The 16,144-nt window shown below is 75.8% G+C and carries 14 protein-coding genes; 11 read left to right on the forward strand and 3 right to left on the reverse strand.

Translation table 11 applies throughout. The features are described 5' to 3' along the window. Positions 1–3: 3 nt before the first annotated feature. From IF27_RS18475 to IF27_RS18490, 4 genes are read left to right on the forward strand one after another with little or no spacing between them, the layout of a single operon-like run. Positions 4–3,546 (forward strand): DUF5682 family protein, encoded by a 3,543-nt coding sequence (locus IF27_RS18475; RefSeq protein WP_052850764.1) that lies wholly within the window; start codon positions 4–6, stop codon positions 3,544–3,546. Beyond that, positions 3,543–5,357, forward strand: a complete 1,815-nt coding sequence (locus IF27_RS18480) for a hypothetical protein (protein WP_052850765.1) — start codon at positions 3,543–3,545, stop codon at positions 5,355–5,357. Before IF27_RS18475 ends, IF27_RS18480 begins: the two co-directional genes overlap by 4 nt. Positions 5,358–5,408: 51 nt before the next feature. Continuing rightward, positions 5,409–6,269: an alpha/beta fold hydrolase gene (locus IF27_RS18485; protein ID WP_052850766.1), complete on the forward strand. Its 861-nt coding sequence runs from the start codon at positions 5,409–5,411 to the stop codon at positions 6,267–6,269. 53 nt (positions 6,270–6,322) lie between these two features. After that, entirely contained in the window at positions 6,323–7,297 is a 975-nt protein-coding gene (locus IF27_RS18490) for an aldo/keto reductase (protein WP_052850767.1), read from the forward strand. 28 nt (positions 7,298–7,325) lie between these two features. On the opposite strand, the gene IF27_RS18495 is transcribed toward IF27_RS18490, so the two are convergent. Further along, entirely contained in the window at positions 7,326–8,003 is a 678-nt protein-coding gene (locus IF27_RS18495) for a lysophospholipid acyltransferase family protein (protein WP_052850768.1), read from the reverse strand. Positions 8,004–8,219: 216 nt separating this feature from the next. Between IF27_RS18495 and IF27_RS18500 the strand changes: the two genes are divergently transcribed. Together IF27_RS18500 and IF27_RS18505 are read left to right on the forward strand one after the other, a co-directional pair. Then, positions 8,220–9,401, forward strand: a complete 1,182-nt coding sequence (locus IF27_RS18500; protein ID WP_052850769.1) for a glycerophosphodiester phosphodiesterase — start codon at positions 8,220–8,222, stop codon at positions 9,399–9,401. A 171-nt stretch (positions 9,402–9,572) separates the two neighbouring features. Further along, positions 9,573–10,067, forward strand: a complete 495-nt coding sequence (locus tag IF27_RS18505; RefSeq protein ID WP_052850770.1) for a GNAT family N-acetyltransferase — start codon at positions 9,573–9,575, stop codon at positions 10,065–10,067. Between the two features lie 87 nt (positions 10,068–10,154). Here the strand turns inward: IF27_RS18505 and IF27_RS18510 are convergent, their stop codons facing one another. Together IF27_RS18510 and IF27_RS18515 are read right to left on the reverse strand one after the other, a co-directional pair. After that, complete coding sequence (locus tag IF27_RS18510; RefSeq protein WP_052850771.1) at positions 10,155–10,574, reverse strand: hypothetical protein; 420 nt, start codon at positions 10,572–10,574, stop codon at positions 10,155–10,157. After that, a complete protein-coding gene (locus IF27_RS18515) occupies positions 10,567–10,944 on the reverse strand; it encodes a hypothetical protein (protein WP_052850772.1) in 378 nt (125 codons plus the stop codon). The genes IF27_RS18510 and IF27_RS18515 overlap by 8 nt, the downstream gene beginning before the upstream one ends. A 362-nt stretch (positions 10,945–11,306) precedes the next feature. Here IF27_RS18515 and IF27_RS18520 point away from each other — a divergent pair, with 362 nt between their 5' ends. The 5 genes from IF27_RS18520 to cbiE all read left to right on the forward strand — a co-directional run bounded on the left by IF27_RS18520 (position 11,307) and on the right by cbiE (position 16,064). After that, on the forward strand, positions 11,307–12,374 hold the full coding sequence (locus IF27_RS18520; RefSeq protein ID WP_052850773.1) for a methionine ABC transporter ATP-binding protein: 1,068 nt from the start codon (positions 11,307–11,309) through the stop codon (positions 12,372–12,374). Further along, positions 12,371–13,042 (forward strand): methionine ABC transporter permease, encoded by a 672-nt coding sequence (locus IF27_RS18525; RefSeq protein WP_052850774.1) that lies wholly within the window; start codon positions 12,371–12,373, stop codon positions 13,040–13,042. The genes IF27_RS18520 and IF27_RS18525 overlap by 4 nt, the downstream gene beginning before the upstream one ends. Before the next feature lie 86 nt (positions 13,043–13,128). Continuing rightward, entirely contained in the window at positions 13,129–13,995 is an 867-nt protein-coding gene (locus IF27_RS18530; RefSeq protein ID WP_052850775.1) for a MetQ/NlpA family ABC transporter substrate-binding protein, read from the forward strand. 114 nt (positions 13,996–14,109) lie between these two features. Continuing rightward, positions 14,110–14,706 (forward strand): GNAT family N-acetyltransferase, encoded by a 597-nt coding sequence (locus tag IF27_RS18535; protein ID WP_052850776.1) that lies wholly within the window; start codon positions 14,110–14,112, stop codon positions 14,704–14,706. 65 nt (positions 14,707–14,771) lie between these two features. Further along, positions 14,772–16,064, forward strand: a complete 1,293-nt coding sequence (cbiE, locus tag IF27_RS18540; protein ID WP_052850777.1) for a precorrin-6y C5,15-methyltransferase (decarboxylating) subunit CbiE — start codon at positions 14,772–14,774, stop codon at positions 16,062–16,064. Positions 16,065–16,144: the final 80 nt, after the last annotated feature.

Below are 16,144 nucleotides of genomic sequence, written 5' to 3' on the forward strand. Positions count from 1 at the left end.
GCCATGACCGCCCCACCACAGCAGCTGCCCGACGGCGTGACGGTGCCGGAGGACGCCCTGCGCGACCTCACCGATCCGGACGGCCCCTACCTGATCGGCGTCCGGCACCACGCGCCGTCGCTCGCCGCGGCCGTGCCGCACCTGCTGGACGCCGCCGCGCCGGACGTCCTGCTCGTCGAACTGCCCGCCGAGCTCCAGGACCGGCTCGGCTGGCTCGCCCACGACGACACGCGCGCGCCCGTCGCCCTGGCGGCGGTGCCGCAGGGCGAGGCGAGCCCCGACCCGGCGTTCTACCCGTTCGCCGACTTCTCCCCCGAGCTGGCCGCCCTGCGCTGGGCGGCCCGCCGGGGGGTCCCCGCCGTCGCCGCCGACCTGCCGCTCGCCGACCCGGCCTGGCGGCGCCCACCCGGCGGCCACCCGCCCGAGTCGCCCACGGACGCGACGGCCCGCCCCGGGCTGCGCCACGCCCTGCGCGCCCGCCTCACCGGCCGCGCGGGCGACGACCTGTGGGACCGGCTGGTCGAGGTCGGCGCCCCCGGCTCCCCGCCGGAGAGCCTGCGCCGCGCCGCCCTCCTCACCGGCTGGGCCCTGCGCCACGACGCCGCGCACGGCCACGGCGTCGAGGCGCTCGACCTGCGGCGCGAGCAGTGGATGCGCCAGCGCATCGCCGAGGCGACGGCGAAGGGGCAGCGCGCGGCGGCGGTCGTCGGCGCCTTCCACACGCCCGCCCTGACGCCGCGCGCGATGAAGGGGCACGACGCCCCGGAGCCGGTCCCGGCCGCGCCGTGGACCGTCTCCCTCATCCCGTACACCTACGCCCTCCTCGACGCGCGCTCCGGCTATCCGGCGGGCATCCGCGACCCGGAGTGGCAGCAGCAGGTCCTGGAGGCGTCGGGCGACCCCGCCGCCCTCCACGACGCGCTGACCCGCACCGCCGTACGGATCTGCGCCCGCCTGCGTGCCCAGGACCACCCGTCGGGCCCGGCCGACGCCGTGGAGATCACCCGCCTGGCCACCGACCTGGCCGCCCTGCGCGGCCTGCCCGCCCCCGGACGCGGCGAGCTGATCGAGGCCGTGCAGACCGCCCTCGCGCAGGGCGAGCCGCTGGGACGCGGGCGCGCCGTCTCCCGCGCGCTGGAGGACGTCCTCATCGGCACCCGCACGGGCAGCCCCGCCCCTGGCGCCCCGCGCGGCGGCCTGGCCCCCGCCGTCGAGGCCGAGCTGACCGAACTCGGCCTGCCCGCCCCGCCCGACACGCCGTCCGAGGCGCGCGACCTGCGCCTCGACCCCGCCCGCACACCGCTGGACCGCAGGCGCGACGTCCTGCTGCGCCGCCTGGCCGTCTGCGGCGTCCCCTACGCCGAGGAGCAGTCCGTCACGGGCCCCGGCGGCACCGAGGCCCTGACCACCCGCTGGCAGATCCGCTGGACCCCGGCCACCGCCGCGATGCTCGCCGCGGCGACCGTCCGTGGCGTCACCGCGGCCCAGGCGGCGGAGGGCGCGCTGCGGGAACGCCATCGCGCCGAACGGGACGCGGGCGGCCCCACGGCGTCCCAGGTCCTCACCGGTCTCGGCCAGGCGGCCGGGTGCGACCTCGGCACGCTCACCGCAGAACGGCTCGGCGAGCTGCGCGCCGTCCTCCCCACCTCGGGCACGCTGCCCGAACTCCTCGCCGCCCTCGCCCTCCTCGACCGCCTGACCGCGGCGGGCCGCGTGCCCGGCGACGCCACCGGCCCGCACGGCACCGCCGAGCTGCTCACCACGGCGGCCGTCCGCCAGATCGAGGGCCTGACCGGCTCCACCGATCCTGCCGACGCCCACGCCCTGGTCGAACTCGCCCATCGCGCCGACGTGTTCGGCGGCCTGCGGCTCACCACCGAGCTGGCCGCCCTCGCCGCCGACGGCTCCCCGCTGATGCGCGGGGCCGCCGGAGCCGTACGCGTCCTCCTCGGTCACGGCACACCGGAGGCGCTGGGCGACCTGGTCGCCTCCTGGGTGGACGCGGCGACCACCCCGGCCGCGCGCACCGCGCTCACCGGCCGTCTCACCGGCCTGCTCACCGCCGCGGGGCCGCTCCTGGAAGCCGCGCCCGCCGCGCTCGCGCCGCTGCTCGACCGGATCACCGACCTGCCCGACCGGCAGTTCCTCGACCGGCTCCCCGCCCTGCGCGGCGGCTTCGACACCCTGAGCCCCGCCGCCCGCGACCGCCTGCTCGCCGTGGTCGAGGACCGGCTGGGCGACCGGATCGCGCCGCTCGCCGCCACCGACGCGGCCACGGCGGAGCGGTGGACCCGCGCCGACCTCACGGCACGGGACGCCCTCGCCGCCCTCGGCCTGCTGCCCGCCCCCGCCGACCCCGTCCCGCGCGACGCCTCCCCGCACGAAGCCTTCCCGAAGGACACGTCCCCGCGCGCCGCCGAGACGCCGCCCGCCGCCGAGTCCGCGCTGCCGCCCGCCGACCGCTGGCGCCTCGTCCTCGGCCGCCGCTCCGACCAGCTCTCGGCCGGAGCCGCACCCCTGGCCACCGCGCTCGACGAGCTGTACGGCGCCGGTCGCGGCGAGGGCGCGCGCGGCGACCTCGGTCACGGCCGGGGCGGCGGCCGGGAGGCCCCGTTCCCCGGCATCCGGGCGTGGTCGGACGAGCTGGCCGCCCTGTTCGGCCCCGGCATCCGCGAGGAGGTCCTCGCCGCCGCGGCCGAGGCGGGACGGCCCGACGCGGCGCTCGCCCTCGACCCCGAGCACGTGCGCCCGTCCGTCGAACTCCTCCACACGGTGCTCCAGCACGCCGGAGGGCTGCCCGAGGCGCGGCTCGCCGCCCTGCGGCCCCTGGTCCGCCGCCTCGTGGACGAGCTGACCCGCGAACTGTCCACCCGCCTGCGCCCCGCCCTGACCGGCACCACGCTGCCCCGACCCAGCCGCAGGCCGGGCGGCGCCCTCGACCTCGCCGCCACGCTCCGGGCCAACCTGCCCACCGCACGCCGCGAATCCGACGGCACGGTCCGCATCGTCCCCGAGCACCCCGTGTTCCGCACCCGCGCCAAACGCTCCGCCGACTGGCGGCTGATCATCCTCACCGACGTCTCGGGCTCCATGGAGCCCTCCACCATCTGGTCGGCGCTCACCGCCTCCGTCCTCGCCGGGGTCCCCGCGCTCAGCACGCACTTCCTCGCCTTCTCGACCGAGGTCGTCGATCTCACGGGCCACGTGCACGACCCCCTCTCGCTCCTCCTCGAAGTGCGGGTCGGTGGCGGCACGCACATCGCCGCCGCGCTCCGCCACGCCCGCACGCTCGTCACCGCCCCCTCCCGCACGCTCACCGTCGTCATCAGCGACTTCGAGGAGGGCTACCCCCTCGGTCCCCTCCTCGCCGAGGTCCGCGCCCTCGCCGACACCGGCGGGCACCTCCTCGGCGTCGCCGGGCTCGACGACGCGGGCAGACCCCGCTACTCCACGGCCGTCGCCGGGCAACTGGTCTCCGCCGGTATGCCCGTCGCCGCCCTCAGCCCTCTCGAACTCGCCCGCTGGGTAGGGGAGAAGATCCGATGACCGGCACTCCGCCGCTGCCCCCCGTCGCGCCCGCCGTGACCGCCGCCCTCGTCGGCGCGCTCAGCCCGCGCCTGCGCAAACGCCTCGACGCCGCCGCGGCCAAGCTCACCGCCCGCCCCCTCACGCGCGACGGCGACACGGTCCGCGTCCAGGTGGACGACGAGACCGCGCTCGCCCTCCACGCCCCCACGGGGTCGGTGCTCTCGGCCGACGACATCCGCTGCGACTGCCTCCTCGCGCCCGCCTGCGTGCACCGGGCCGCCATCGCCACGGCCGCCCCCGTCGCGGACGACGCCCCGCCGCAGGCCCCGGGGGAGTCCGCCGCCGCACAGCCCGCCACCGGCCCCGGCACCGCCGAGCCTCCCGGCGGGACGGTCACACCCGAGCAACTTGCCGCCGCGCAGGCCCTGTGGAGCGCCGCCGCCTCCGCGCTCGAAGCCGGGATCGACGGCGCGGGCGCCGTCCTCCAGGCCGAACTCCTCGGCGCCGCCCACACGGCACGCCTCGCCGCGCTTCCCCGCCCCGCCACAGCGGCCATCACCGTCGTCGGGCGCCTGCGCGCCGCCCGCGCCGCCGACCCCGCCCACCGTCTCACCGACCTGACCACGGCCCTCGGCGAACTCCTCCACACGACCCACGGCCTCGCACGCCCCGAGGCCCCCGACGCCGCCGCACTCCGCGGCACCGCCCGCAGGACGTACAACCCCGGCGGATCCCTGCGCCTCTACGGCCTGTTCACCGAGCCGGTACGCGCCGACAGCGGCCACGCGGGGGCCGTCACCTGGACGGCGGACGCGGACGGCCGCCTCTACAACGTCCCCGACGTCATGCCGGGCGGCGCGGAGCGCGCGGCCACCGCCGTCACCCGCACGATCCGGCTCGGCGACACCGCCCTCACCCACCGGGAGCTGTCCCGCGCCGGACTCTCCCTCTCCGGCGCGACCGTCACCCCGGACGGACGCCTCGGCGCCGGAGCGGCCGTCCGCGCCGTCCGCGCGACCGGGGCCGCCTGGGACGAGGAGCCGCTCGCCCAGCTGTGGTCGGCGCCCCCCGCCGCCCAGGCCGCCCGCGCCCTCGACGCGCTGGCGCTCCCCGAGCCGCAGCGCCCGCCGGGCGCCGACCTGCTCTTCCTCGACGTCACGGTCGTCGGCGCCCTGCGCGAGACCGGCCGGGAGGTACTGCTCGCCGACTGCGGCGGCCTCGGCGTACGGCTCGTCGCGGCCGACGACCACCCCGCCCTCGCCCACCGCGACAACCTGCGGCTGCTGGCCATGGTCCCCGGCCTCGCCCTGCGCGTCGTCGGACGCCTCGTCCCTGCGGCGCACCCCCGGCTGCGCCTCCTGGCGGTCGGCCGCCCCCCGGGCCACGAGACCGTCCTGCGCACGCCCCCCGGCTCGGGCCACACGGACCTGGGCCACGACCGCCTGCAACGCGGCGACCTGCCGCCGGGGCGCCCCGTACCGGCGGGAACAGTCGTCCACGAGCCCGCCGAGGCGCCCCTCCACCTCCTGCGCCGCAGAACGGACCAGGCCGCCGCGGCGGGCCGCCGCACCCTCGCCCTCCCCGGCCGCGACGGCGGCGACGGCCGCCGCCTGCGCACGGCGGGCCTGCGCACCGGCGCCGCCCTCCTCGACGAACTGCACCGCGCCGCCGCCGACCGGGGCCGGGACGTCTTCGGGCGCCTCCTGCCCGCCGACGCCGACCGGTTCGCCCGCGCCTGGCTGGCCGTGGCGCTCTACACCGACAGCGCCGCCAGGACGCTGTGCGCCGCCGCGTGGCACGGGCCAGGCGGGCAGGAGGGCGCCGACTGACGCCCGACAACTCCTTGCGAGGCCCCCCGGCGGCCCACCAGCATCACCCCCATGCCCCCACCGCCCACGCCCCCCGCGAACCCCCCGACCGAGCGGTTCACGACCGTGCGCGGCGTCCGCCTCGCCCACCTCGACCACGGTGGTCCCGGCACGCCGCTCCTCGCCCTGCACGGCCACTTCGGCCGCGCCCGTACGTTCTCCCCACTCGCCGCCGCCCTCGCCCCGCACCGCCGCGTCATCGCGCTCGAACAGCGCGCCCACGGCCACAGCGGGAGCGACGGCGACGTCACCCCCGACGCGTACGCCGACGACGCCGCCGCGTTCCTGCGCGCGCTCGGCCTCGGCCCGGTGGACGTCCTCGGCCACTCCATGGGCGGTGTCACGGCCTTCCGGCTCGCCGCACGCGCACCCGACCTCGTGCGCACCCTCGTCGTGGAGGAAGGCGGCGCCGACAACCGGCCGCCCCTGGTCCCGCACCCCGTCCTCGACACCCGCGCCTGGCCGCGGCGCGCCCCGTCCCTCGACGCGCTGCGCCGCGCCATCGCGGCACAGGGCGTCCCCGACCCCGCCTACTTCCTGGAGAGCGCCGTCGAACACCCCGACGGCTGGGGCCTGCTCCTCGACCACGACGAGCTGTACGCCTCGCAGACCGCCCTCGTCGGCGACCACTGGCCCGACTGGCTGGCCTCCTCCTGCCCCGCCCTGCTGCTGCACGGCCGGGCGAGCACCGTCCTGCCGACCGCGCTGGCCCGCGAGATGGCGGCCCGCCGCCCCCGCACCCTTCTGCGCGAGTTCCCCGCAGCGGGACACTGGCTGCACGACGACGACCCCGACGGCTTCGCCCACGCGGTCGCCCGGTTCCTCGACACCGCGACGACGGCCGCCCCGCCCCCGGCCCGACGGGTACGGTGAGTCCTCCCTCCGCCCCACCCCACCGGCACCCGAGCAGCGCAGAGGTCACCGCCATGGCGTTCTCCCGTTTCCGCCCCGATGCCACCCCCGCCGCCCGCATCGGCCTCGGCCTCGCCGCCGTCGGCCGCCCCGGGTACATCAACCTGGGGCGTGACGGCGACCTCCCCGCCGACCGCTCACCGCAGGCCCTGCGCGCCCGCGCCCACGCCCTGCTCGACGCGGCCCACGCCCACGGCGTCCGCTACGTGGACGCCGCCCGCTCCTACGGCCGCGCCGAGGAGTTCCTCGCCGCCTGGCTGGCGTCCCGCCCCGAGGCCGCGCGCGACATGACGGTCGGCAGCAAGTGGGGCTACACGTACACGGCCGACTGGCGCACGGACGCCGCCGTGCACGAGATCAAGGACCACTCGGCCGCCGCGTTCGACCGGCAGTGGTCCGAGAGCGAACACCTCCTCGGCGGGCACCTCGACCTCTACCAGATCCACTCCGTCACCCCCGCGAGCCAGGTCCTGGCCGACCAGGAGGTCCGCTCACGGCTGGCGCGGCTCGCGGCCGGGGGAGTGACCGTCGGCCTGTCCACGAGCGGCCCCGACCAGGCGGACGCCATCCGCGCCGCGCTTGAGGTGACGGTGGACGGCCGCCCGCTGTTCGCCACCGTCCAGGCGACCTACAACGTGCTGGAGACGTCGGCGGGCGACGCGCTCGCCGAGGCGCACGACGCGGGCCTCACCGTCATCGTCAAGGAGGCGCTGGCCAACGGCAGGCTGGCGGGGGACGTCGCCCCGCGCGAGCTGCACTTCGTCGCCGAGGAGACCGGCACGACCCCCGACGCGGTCGCCCTCGCCTTCGTGCTGAGTCAGCCGTGGACGGGCCTGGTGCTGTCGGGCGCGGCGAGCACGGGCCAGCTCGCGGCCAACCTCGCCGCCGCCCGCATCCGTCTCGACGACGGGCAGCAGAACATGCTCACCCGACCGGCGCAGCCGGGGGCCAGCTACTGGCACGCGCGCGCCGACCTGCCCTGGCACTGACGGCGCGGCGGCGCGCCGCCGCCTCGGCTCAGGCGGCCTTCGCCTTGGTGGCGTACATGTCCACGTACTCCTGGCCGGACAGGCGCATGACCTCGGTCATGACCTCGTCGGTGACGGCGCGCAGCACGTAGCGGTCGCGGTCCATGCCCTCGTAGCGCGAGAAGTCCAGCGGCTGGCCGAAGCGGACGGTGATGCGGCCCCCGCCGATCCTCGGCAGCCCCTTGCCGCCCGGCTGCACCCGGTCGGTCCCGATCATCGCGAACGGCACGACCGGCGCGCCGGTCATCAGCGTGAGGCGGGCGATGCCCGTACGGCCCCGGTACAGCCGCCCGTCGGGCGAGCGCGTGCCCTCGGGGTAGATGCCGAACATCCGCCCCTCCTCCAGGATGCGGCGCCCGGTCATCAGCGCGGCGACGCCGCCGTGCCCGCCGTCCCGGTCCACCGGGACCATGCCGACCGCGGTGAAGAACCACGCCATGGCCCGCCCCTTGAGGCCACGGCCGCGGACGTACTCCTCCTTGCCGATGAAGAAGACCTGGCGCTTGCTGATCAGCGGAAGGATCACGGAGTCGATGAACGTCAGGTGGTTGCCCGCGAGGATCACCGGTCCCTCACCGGGGACGCGCTCGATGCCCTCGACCCGGGGGCGGAACAGCAGCTTCAGCAGCGGGCCGACCAGCACCTTGAGCAGGATGAATCGGGACAACTTCCCCTCCGGGTCTTTCCGTGTGTCGCGGGACACCGTGTGCCACCAGGACGATACTCGCGCTTCGGGTCGCCTCGCGCACGGGGTTCACACACCGGATACTCAGATTTGATCTGACGTGTCCGGAACGCCCCGGTTCCGCACGGTCCGTCCGCGTGTCCCGCCCCGGGGTCCCGGCCCGGCGGGGACACCCCCACGGAGGCGCACGGAGACAGCATGACACCAGACCGGACCGCCCGCCGCGGCCCCCGCCGCCGGGCCGTGCTCGGGGCCGCGCTGGCCGGGACCGCCGTGTCCCTCACCGCCGCCCCCGCCGCCGATCCCGCGGACGCCACCCGGCGACGGCCCCGCGCCCCGCGCGACGGCGGCCTGCCCGACCTGCGCGCCCCCGCCGTCGTCGCGCACCGCGGCGCCTGCGGCTACCGCCCCGAGCACACGGCGGGCGCGTACCGCCTCGGCCTCGACCTCGGCGCCGACATGATCGAACAGGACGTCGTCCCCACCAAGGACGGCCGCCTCGTCTGCCGTCACGAGAACGAGATCGGCGGCACGACGGACGTCGCCGACCACCCCCGGTTCGCCGACCGCCGCACCACCAAGACCGTGGACGGCGCACGCGTCACCGGCTGGTTCACCGAGGACTTCACGCTCGCCGAGCTGAAGACCCTCCGTGCCACGGAACGCCTCCCGGACCGCCGCCCGCACAACACGCTCTACGACGGCCGCTGGTCAGTCCCCACCTACGACGAGGTCCTCGACTGGGCCGCCGAGCAGGGGGAGCGGCGCGGGCGGCCCGTCCGCCTGTGCACCGAGACGAAGCACTCCACCTACTTCCGCTCCCTCGGCCTCGGCGTCGAGGAACCGCTCGCCGACCTCCTGCGCCGCCACGGCCTCGACCACGCCGACTCCCGGGTCGTCCTCCAGTCGTTCGAACCGGCCAGCGTCCGGCGCCTCGCGCGCCTCGTGGACAACCCCCGCATCCTCCTGCTCGCCGAGGCCGACAGCCGCCCCGCCGACCTCGCGGCGGACGACGACCCGCGCACGACCGCCGACCTGATCACCCCCGAAGGGCTGCGCCGCATAGCCCGCTACGCGCAGGGCATCGGCCCGACCCTCGACCTCGTCGTCCCGCGCGGCGACGACGACCGCCTCGGGCGCCCGTCCTCCCTCGTGGACGACGCCCACGACGCCGGGCTCCTCGTCTACGGCTACACCCTGCGCAACGAGAACGCCTTCCTGCCCGCCGACTTCCGCCGCGGCGACGACCCGCGCGGCCACGGCGACGTCTTCGGCGCCGCCCGCGCCTACTTCCGCACCGGACTCGACGCCGTCTTCGCCGACCACCCCGACACCGCGCTGCTCGCCGCGGGGGACTTCAGGCGCCGTGCCGAGTCATGAATCTCACAGGCGAGTTGGCCGCTCACCATTCCCCCCGCCCGCGCACTCCAGCACAATGCTGACGGCGCAGGTCCCGGCCCGCGCCGTCAGGGCTGTCGCCGACCGGATGCGCGACCCTCAACTCCACGCCCGGTCGGCCCATACACCTCGCTTGGGAGGCGTGCACACACCATGGGCATGAGCGTCACGATCGACAGGGCGTCCGACGCCGACGCCGAGCAGATCCTCAAACTCCAGTACCTCTGCTACCAGCCTGAGGCCGAGTTGCAGGGGGACTACACCATCGCTCCACTGACCCAGACGCTGGCCGAACTCCAGGCCGAGCTGCGCGAGACGTGCATTCTCGTCGCCAGGCTCGGCGCCGAGGTCGTCGGCTCGGTACGGGGCACCGTCGATGCCGACGGGACCGCCACCGTCAGCCGCATCATCGTCCACCCCCGGATGCAGCGCCACGGCCTGGGCGGACGGCTCCTCGCCGCCGTCGAGGACCGTCTCACGGCCGAACGCGCCGCCGCCCGCTACCGGTTGCGCACCAGCCGCCGCGGCGCGGAGAACCTGCGGCTCTACCGCAGGCTGGGGTACGTGCCGGTGACCACCGAGGACGTCGCGCGCCACCTGGGCCGGGTGACCCTGGAGAAGGAGGTCACGCTGGCCGCCACGGCGTAGCATCCTTTCCGTGCCGAGGGCCCGCCGACCGCGAACGGCGGGCCCTCGGTCGTACGCCCACGCACGACCCGGCCACGCACCGTTCCGCTACGCCGCGGCCCGCGCCCTGCGCAGCCACAGCAGCCCCGCCACCGGCAGCAGCAGCGGCAGGAACAGGTAGCCGTAGCCGTACCCCGACCAGACGGTGGTGTCGGGGAACTCCGACGAGTCGAGCAGCGTCCACGTGCCGACGACCAGCACGCCCGCCAGCTCCGCCGCGCAGCAGCCGAACGCCAGCCGCCGCGCCCGCTCGCCGCCGCGCACCAGCGACACCGTGATCAGCGCGTACACCACGGCCGCCAGCGCCGAGAGCAGATACGCCACCGGCGCCTCGTCGAACCGCGCCGACAGCTGGTAGGCGGAACGCGACGCCGCCGCCACCGTGAACACCCCGTAGACCGTCACCAGCAGACGGCCAGGGCCCGTCCGCAGCCCGGCGCGCCCCGCCGCCGTCGCCCGCTCAGCCACCGCCGACACCTCCGGCCCACACGTCCGCGACCCTGATCTGGAGCGCGGCGAGCACGAGCGCCCCCGCCGCCACCGTCGCCGAGCCCCAGCGCGTCCGCTCGCCCAGCGAGACGATCGCCACGACCGGCAGGCACAGCGCCACCGCGACGAGGTAGGAGACGAAGACGGCCGTCCCGTCCCCCGCGGGCCGCTCGCCCCGCGCCAGCTGCACCAGCCCGACGGTCAGCTGCGCCAGCGTCAGCAGCAGCACGATCCCCATGCCCAGGTAGTGCCAGTCCTTGACGGCCTGGTTCCGGAAGGCCGCGTAACCGCACCACGCGGTCAGCAGCAGCGCGGCCACGGCGACCGCGACCGTCAGCGGGGCAATCATGCCGCCGACTCTACGACGCGCCCCCACGCCGCCCGCCCCCGGGTCCCGCGCCACCCCCGCCGCCCGACGTGGCGTTGGCCACAGCGCCCCGACCTGGGACGTAACCGGGCCGGAACGTCTGTTTTACTTGACGCCATGACCACGACGAGCACGCGTCAGCAGACGACCGAGGCAGCTGTCATGCCCGGTGCTCGTTGTCTGTGTCGAATGTGCGACCGCTGAGGGACCGCCGCTTCTCCTGCGTCACCGGCGCGTGACCGCTTCCCGCGCCCGCCCTCGCACCTTGCCCCCGTACGCACGGCCACGCCGTGCCCCGGTGCGCATCCGCACGCCCGCCGGGGTCCCGACAGTGACGGAATCCAGTGATCACCACCACGGACCTCACCAAGGTCTACCGCTCGCGTGACCGCGAGGTCACCGCGCTCGACGGCGTGAACCTCCACGTACGCCCCGGCCAGGTGTTCGGCGTCATCGGACGCAGCGGCGCCGGGAAGTCCACCCTCATCCGCTGCCTGAACCTGCTGGAGCGCCCCACCTCCGGCACCGTGACCGTGGACGGACAGGACCTCACCGCGCTCGACCGCCGCAGCTCGCACCGCGCGGGCCGTCCCCTGCGCGAGGCCCGTACCCACATCGGCATGATCTTCCAGCACTTCAACCTCCTCACCTCCCGCACGGTGCGCGGCAACGTCGAGCTGCCCCTGGAGATCCTGGGCCTCGGCCGCCGCGAACGCGCCCGCAAGGCACTCGAACTCCTCGACCTCGTCGGCCTCGCCGACAAGGCACGCGCCTACCCGAGCCAGCTCTCCGGCGGCCAGAAGCAGCGCGTCGGCATAGCCCGTGCCCTGGCGGGCGACCCCAAGGTGCTGCTCTCCGACGAGGCGACCTCCGCGCTCGACCCGGAGACCACCCGCTCCGTCCTGCGCCTGCTGCGCGACCTCAACAGGCAGCTCGGCCTCACCGTCCTGCTGATCACGCACGAGATGGACGTCGTCAAGGCCGTCTGCGACTCCGCCGCCCTGATGGAGGGCGGCCGGGTCACCGAGTCGGGCACCGTCGCCGACCTGCTGGCGACCCCGGGCTCCCGCCTCGCGCACGAACTGTTCCCGCTCACCGGTTCGCCCGCCCCCGGCGGCACGGTCGTGGACCTCACCTTCGACGGCGAGTCCACCGGCAGGCCCGTCATCTCCCAGCTGTCCCGCACGTTCGACCTCGACGTCTCCATCCTCGGCGCCGCCATGGACACGGTCGGCGGCCACCAGGTCGGCCGGATGCGGATCGCGCTGCCCGGCGACGCCGCGCAGACCGCCGCGGCCGTCGCGTTCCTGCGCGACCGCGGCCTCACCGTCGAACTGCCCGCCGTCACCGCCGACACCCCCGTGTCCGCCGACGCCCCCGCGACCGCCCCCGGCGAAGGAGCCGTCCGATGACCTGGGAAGAGATGCGGCCCCTGCTCGAACAGGGCATCGTCGATACGCTCTACATGACCTTCTGGTCCACGCTCATCGCCCTCGCGGGCGGCCTGCCGCTCGGCGTCCTGCTGGTCCTCACCGACCGCGGCGGCCCGCTGCGCAACGTCGTGGTCAACAAGGTGATCGGCGTCGTCGTGAACATCGGCCGCTCCCTGCCGTTCATCATCCTGGTCGTCGCCCTGATCCCCCTGACCCGCTCGCTCGTCGGCACCGCCATCGGCCCCACGGCCGCCATCGTGCCGCTGGCCATCGGCGCCATCCCGTTCTACGCGCGGCTCGTCGAGACCGCCGTGCGCGAGGTGGACCACGGGCTGATCGAGGCGGCGCACGCCATGGGCGGCGGCACGTGGACCGTCGTCCTCAAGGTGATGCTGCCGCAGTCGCTGCCGTCCCTGGTCGCCGGACTGACCACCACCTTCGTCGCCGTCATCGGCTACTCCGCCATGGCGGGCGCCGTCGGCGGCGGCGGCCTCGGCAACCTCGCCCTCGTCTACGGCTACCAGCGCTTCGAGGAGGGCTTCACCCTGGTCACGGTCGCCGTCCTGGTCGTCATCGTGACGGTCTTCCAACTCCTCGGCGACGGCGCCGTCCGTCTCCTCACCCGCCGCGAACGCGCCTCCTCATGACGCCGCCGCGCCCCGACCCCACGGAACACCCCACCCGCACACGACCCGCGAACCCCGCGGTCACGTCCCGTCGAAAGGCACTTTTCGTGCGTACCTCCGTCAGAACCACCGCTCTCGTCTCCGCCGCCACCGCCCTCGCGCTGGCCCTCACCGCCTGCGGCACCGACTCCGACCCGGAGACCGCCGACGCGGACAGCGGCGAGACCCCCGCGGCGTCCGAGCCCCTGACCGTCGCCGCCAACCCGGTCCCGCACGCCGCGATCCTCGAATTCGTGCGGGACAACCTGGCGGAGGAGGCCGGACTCGACCTGCGCATCCAGGAGTTCACCGACTACGTCCTGCCCAACACCGCCGTCGAGAGCGGCGAGGTGGACGCCAACTTCTTCCAGCACAAGCCCTACCTGGACGACTTCAACGCCAACCAGGGCACCCACATCGTCCCGGTCATCAACGTCCACCTGGAGCCGCTCGGCCTCTACTCCAACACCCTCACCGACGCCGCCGAGCTGGCCGAGGGCGACACCGTCGCCGTCCCCAACGACGCCACCAACGAGGGCCGCGCCCTCAAGCTCCTGGCCGACAACGGCGTCATCGAGCTGAACGAGGGCGTCGGCGCCGACGCCACCCTCGCCGACATCGCCGACGACCGCGGCCTGGAGTTCCAGGAACTGGAGGCAGCCACCCTGCCCCGCGCCCTCGACGACGTCGATGCCGCCGTCATCAACGGCAACTACGCGCTGGAGGCGGACCTCGCGCCCGCCGAGGACGCGCTCGTCCTGGAGGCGGCCGAGGGCAACCCGTACGCCAACTTCCTCGCCGTCAAGGAGGGCGCGGAGGACGACCCCCGCGTCCAGCTCCTCGCGGAACTCCTCAACTCCGACGAGGTGCGGCAGTTCATCGAGGACACGTACGACGGCTCCGTCGTCCCGGCCTTCGGCACCCCCGCCGCCTGACCCACGGCAGCACCACCCCACCGGGCCCCGGCACACGCCGGGGCCCGGCGCCGTGTCCGCCCCGGCCATGCTGCATGCTGTCCCCTCAGACCCCAGGCCATGGAGAGATGACGCATGACTCGCACCTTCCCCGACATCTCCATCAGCACGGAACGCCTCGTGCTGCGCCCGTTCGAGGAAGAGGACATGCGTGAACTCGTGGACATGATGAACGACGAGCTGACCGTCGCCTGGACGTCCGTCCCCCACCCGTACACGCTCGACGAGGCGCGCCTGTGGACCACCCGCGTCGCCCCGGCGGAACGGACCGGTGGCCGCGGCATCGTCCTCGCCGTCATGGAACACCTCACCCACCGCCTCGTCGGCGTCGTCCACCTCAGCAACACCAACTGGCGCGCCCGCTCCAGCGAGGTCGGCTACGTCGTCGGCCCCTGGGCACGCGGCGAGGGGTACGCGGCCGAGGCCGTCCTCGCCGTCGTCCAGTGGCTGTTCGGCGACCAGCGCTTCGAACGCCTCGAACTGCGCACCGCCGCGGGCAACACCGCCTCCCAGCAGGTCGCCCAGAAGATCGGCTGCATCAGCGAGGGCATCCTGCGCAACGCGGCCATAGTCCGCTCCCGTACCGAGGACGGTGGTTGGACCGACATCCGCACCGACCTCATCGTCTGGGGCCTCCTGCCGGAAGACCTGGAGGACGCCCCGGTGGCCTGATCCCGCGCGGTACGCTCGTCCCGCACCCCCCCACCACCCGCGACGAGTCCGGGAGCTATCCGACCATGGCCGACCGCGTCACCGTGATCGGGTGGGACGGCACCCCGCTGGCACCCGGAGCGCGCGCCGCCCTGCGCGCCGCCACCCTCGTCGCCGGCGCGCCCCGCCACCTCGACCTCCCCGACGTGCCCCCGCGCGCCGCGCGCGTCCCCCTCGGCAGCGTGGCCCTCGCGGCGCAGCACATCGCCGCCCACCGCGGCAGCGCCGTCGTCCTCGCCGACGGCGACCCCGGCTTCTTCGGCGTCGTCCGCGCCCTGCGCGACCCGGCGCACGGCCTGGAGGTCGAGGTCGTCCCCGCCGTCTCCGCCGTCGCGACCGCCTTCGCCCGCGCCGGGATGCCCTGGGACGACGCCCGCGTCGTCGTCGCCAGCCGCCGCACGCTGCGCCGCGCCGTCAACGTCTGCCGGGCCCACCCGAAGGTCGCCGTCCTCACCGCGCCCGGCGCGGGACCGGCGGAGATCGCCCTGCTGCTCGGCCCCGTGCACCGGACGTTCGTCATCTGCGAGGCGCTGGGCACCGACCGCGAACGCGTCTCCGTCCTCACCTCGGACACCGTCTCGCAGCGCCAATGGACGGACCCCAACGTCGTCATCGTCATAGGCGGCGGCGGCATCGCCCGGCGCGGCACCGAGAGTTGGCTCGCCGGTGAGGACCCGGGCGTCCGCGCCGAGCCGCGCGGCTGGGGCCTGCCGCCCGCCGCCTACCTCCCGCCCGCGCAGCCCGGCCCGCGCCCGTCCGGCCCGCCGCGCACCGGCGCCCCCGCGCACGACGACCCGGGGAGCAGCCCGCGCCTGCGCGCCCTTCACCTCGCCGCGCTCGGCCCGCGCTCCGGCGACCTGCTGTGGGACGTGGGCACGGGCGACGGCCTCCTCGCCGCCGACGCCGCGCGCCTCGGCGCCGCCGTCGTCGCCATCGACCGCGACGGCCGCGCCTGCGCCCGCACCGAGGCCACGGCGCGCCACCTCGGGGTGAACATCCATGTCGCGCACGGCGCCGCGCCCCAGATCCTCCGTGACCTGCCGGAGCCGGACCTCATCCGCGTCGGCGGAGGCGGCGACCGCGTGCTGACCGCCTGCGCGGACCGCCGCGCGGCCCGCATCGTCACGCACGCCACCACCCGCGACGAGGCGGAGGCGGCGGGCCGCGTGCTGTCCGGCGCCGGTTACACCGTCGAGTGCACGCTGCTCCAGACCGTCGAGTTGACGACGGACGACTGGGCAGAACGCGAACGGGCCGTCGTCTTCTCCCTGTCGGGCGCCAGGCCCACCGATCCGCGCCGCCCGCACACGCACCCGTGACCAGGTGACGGTCCCATCCCGGGTAGGCTGATGGACCGTTGTGCCGTCGGCGGACCTGACGTGTTCGTCCGACATGTCCG

Origin of the sequence: Streptomyces avicenniae, assembly GCF_000719135.1 — a bacterium.
Classification (GTDB): domain Bacteria; phylum Actinomycetota; class Actinomycetes; order Streptomycetales; family Streptomycetaceae; genus Streptomyces; species Streptomyces avicenniae.

What these genes read in the sequence shown, in the direction of transcription:
- IF27_RS18475 (WP_052850764.1), top strand. Translation starts at nt 4, where the DNA reads ATGACCGCCCCACCACAGCAGCTGCCCGACGGCGTGACGGTGCCGGAG.
- IF27_RS18480 (WP_052850765.1), top strand. Translation starts at nt 3,543, where the DNA reads ATGACCGGCACTCCGCCGCTGCCCCCCGTCGCGCCCGCCGTGACCGCC.
- IF27_RS18485 (WP_052850766.1), top strand. Translation starts at nt 5,409, where the DNA reads ATGCCCCCACCGCCCACGCCCCCCGCGAACCCCCCGACCGAGCGGTTC.
- IF27_RS18490 (WP_052850767.1), top strand. Translation starts at nt 6,323, where the DNA reads ATGGCGTTCTCCCGTTTCCGCCCCGATGCCACCCCCGCCGCCCGCATC.
- IF27_RS18500 (WP_052850769.1), top strand. Translation starts at nt 8,220, where the DNA reads ATGACACCAGACCGGACCGCCCGCCGCGGCCCCCGCCGCCGGGCCGTG.
- IF27_RS18505 (WP_052850770.1), top strand. Translation starts at nt 9,573, where the DNA reads ATGGGCATGAGCGTCACGATCGACAGGGCGTCCGACGCCGACGCCGAG.
- IF27_RS18515 (WP_052850772.1), bottom strand. Translation starts at nt 10,944, where the DNA reads ATGATTGCCCCGCTGACGGTCGCGGTCGCCGTGGCCGCGCTGCTGCTG.
- IF27_RS18525 (WP_052850774.1), top strand. Translation starts at nt 12,371, where the DNA reads ATGACCTGGGAAGAGATGCGGCCCCTGCTCGAACAGGGCATCGTCGAT.
- IF27_RS18535 (WP_052850776.1), top strand. Translation starts at nt 14,110, where the DNA reads ATGACTCGCACCTTCCCCGACATCTCCATCAGCACGGAACGCCTCGTG.
- cbiE (WP_052850777.1), top strand. Translation starts at nt 14,772, where the DNA reads ATGGCCGACCGCGTCACCGTGATCGGGTGGGACGGCACCCCGCTGGCA.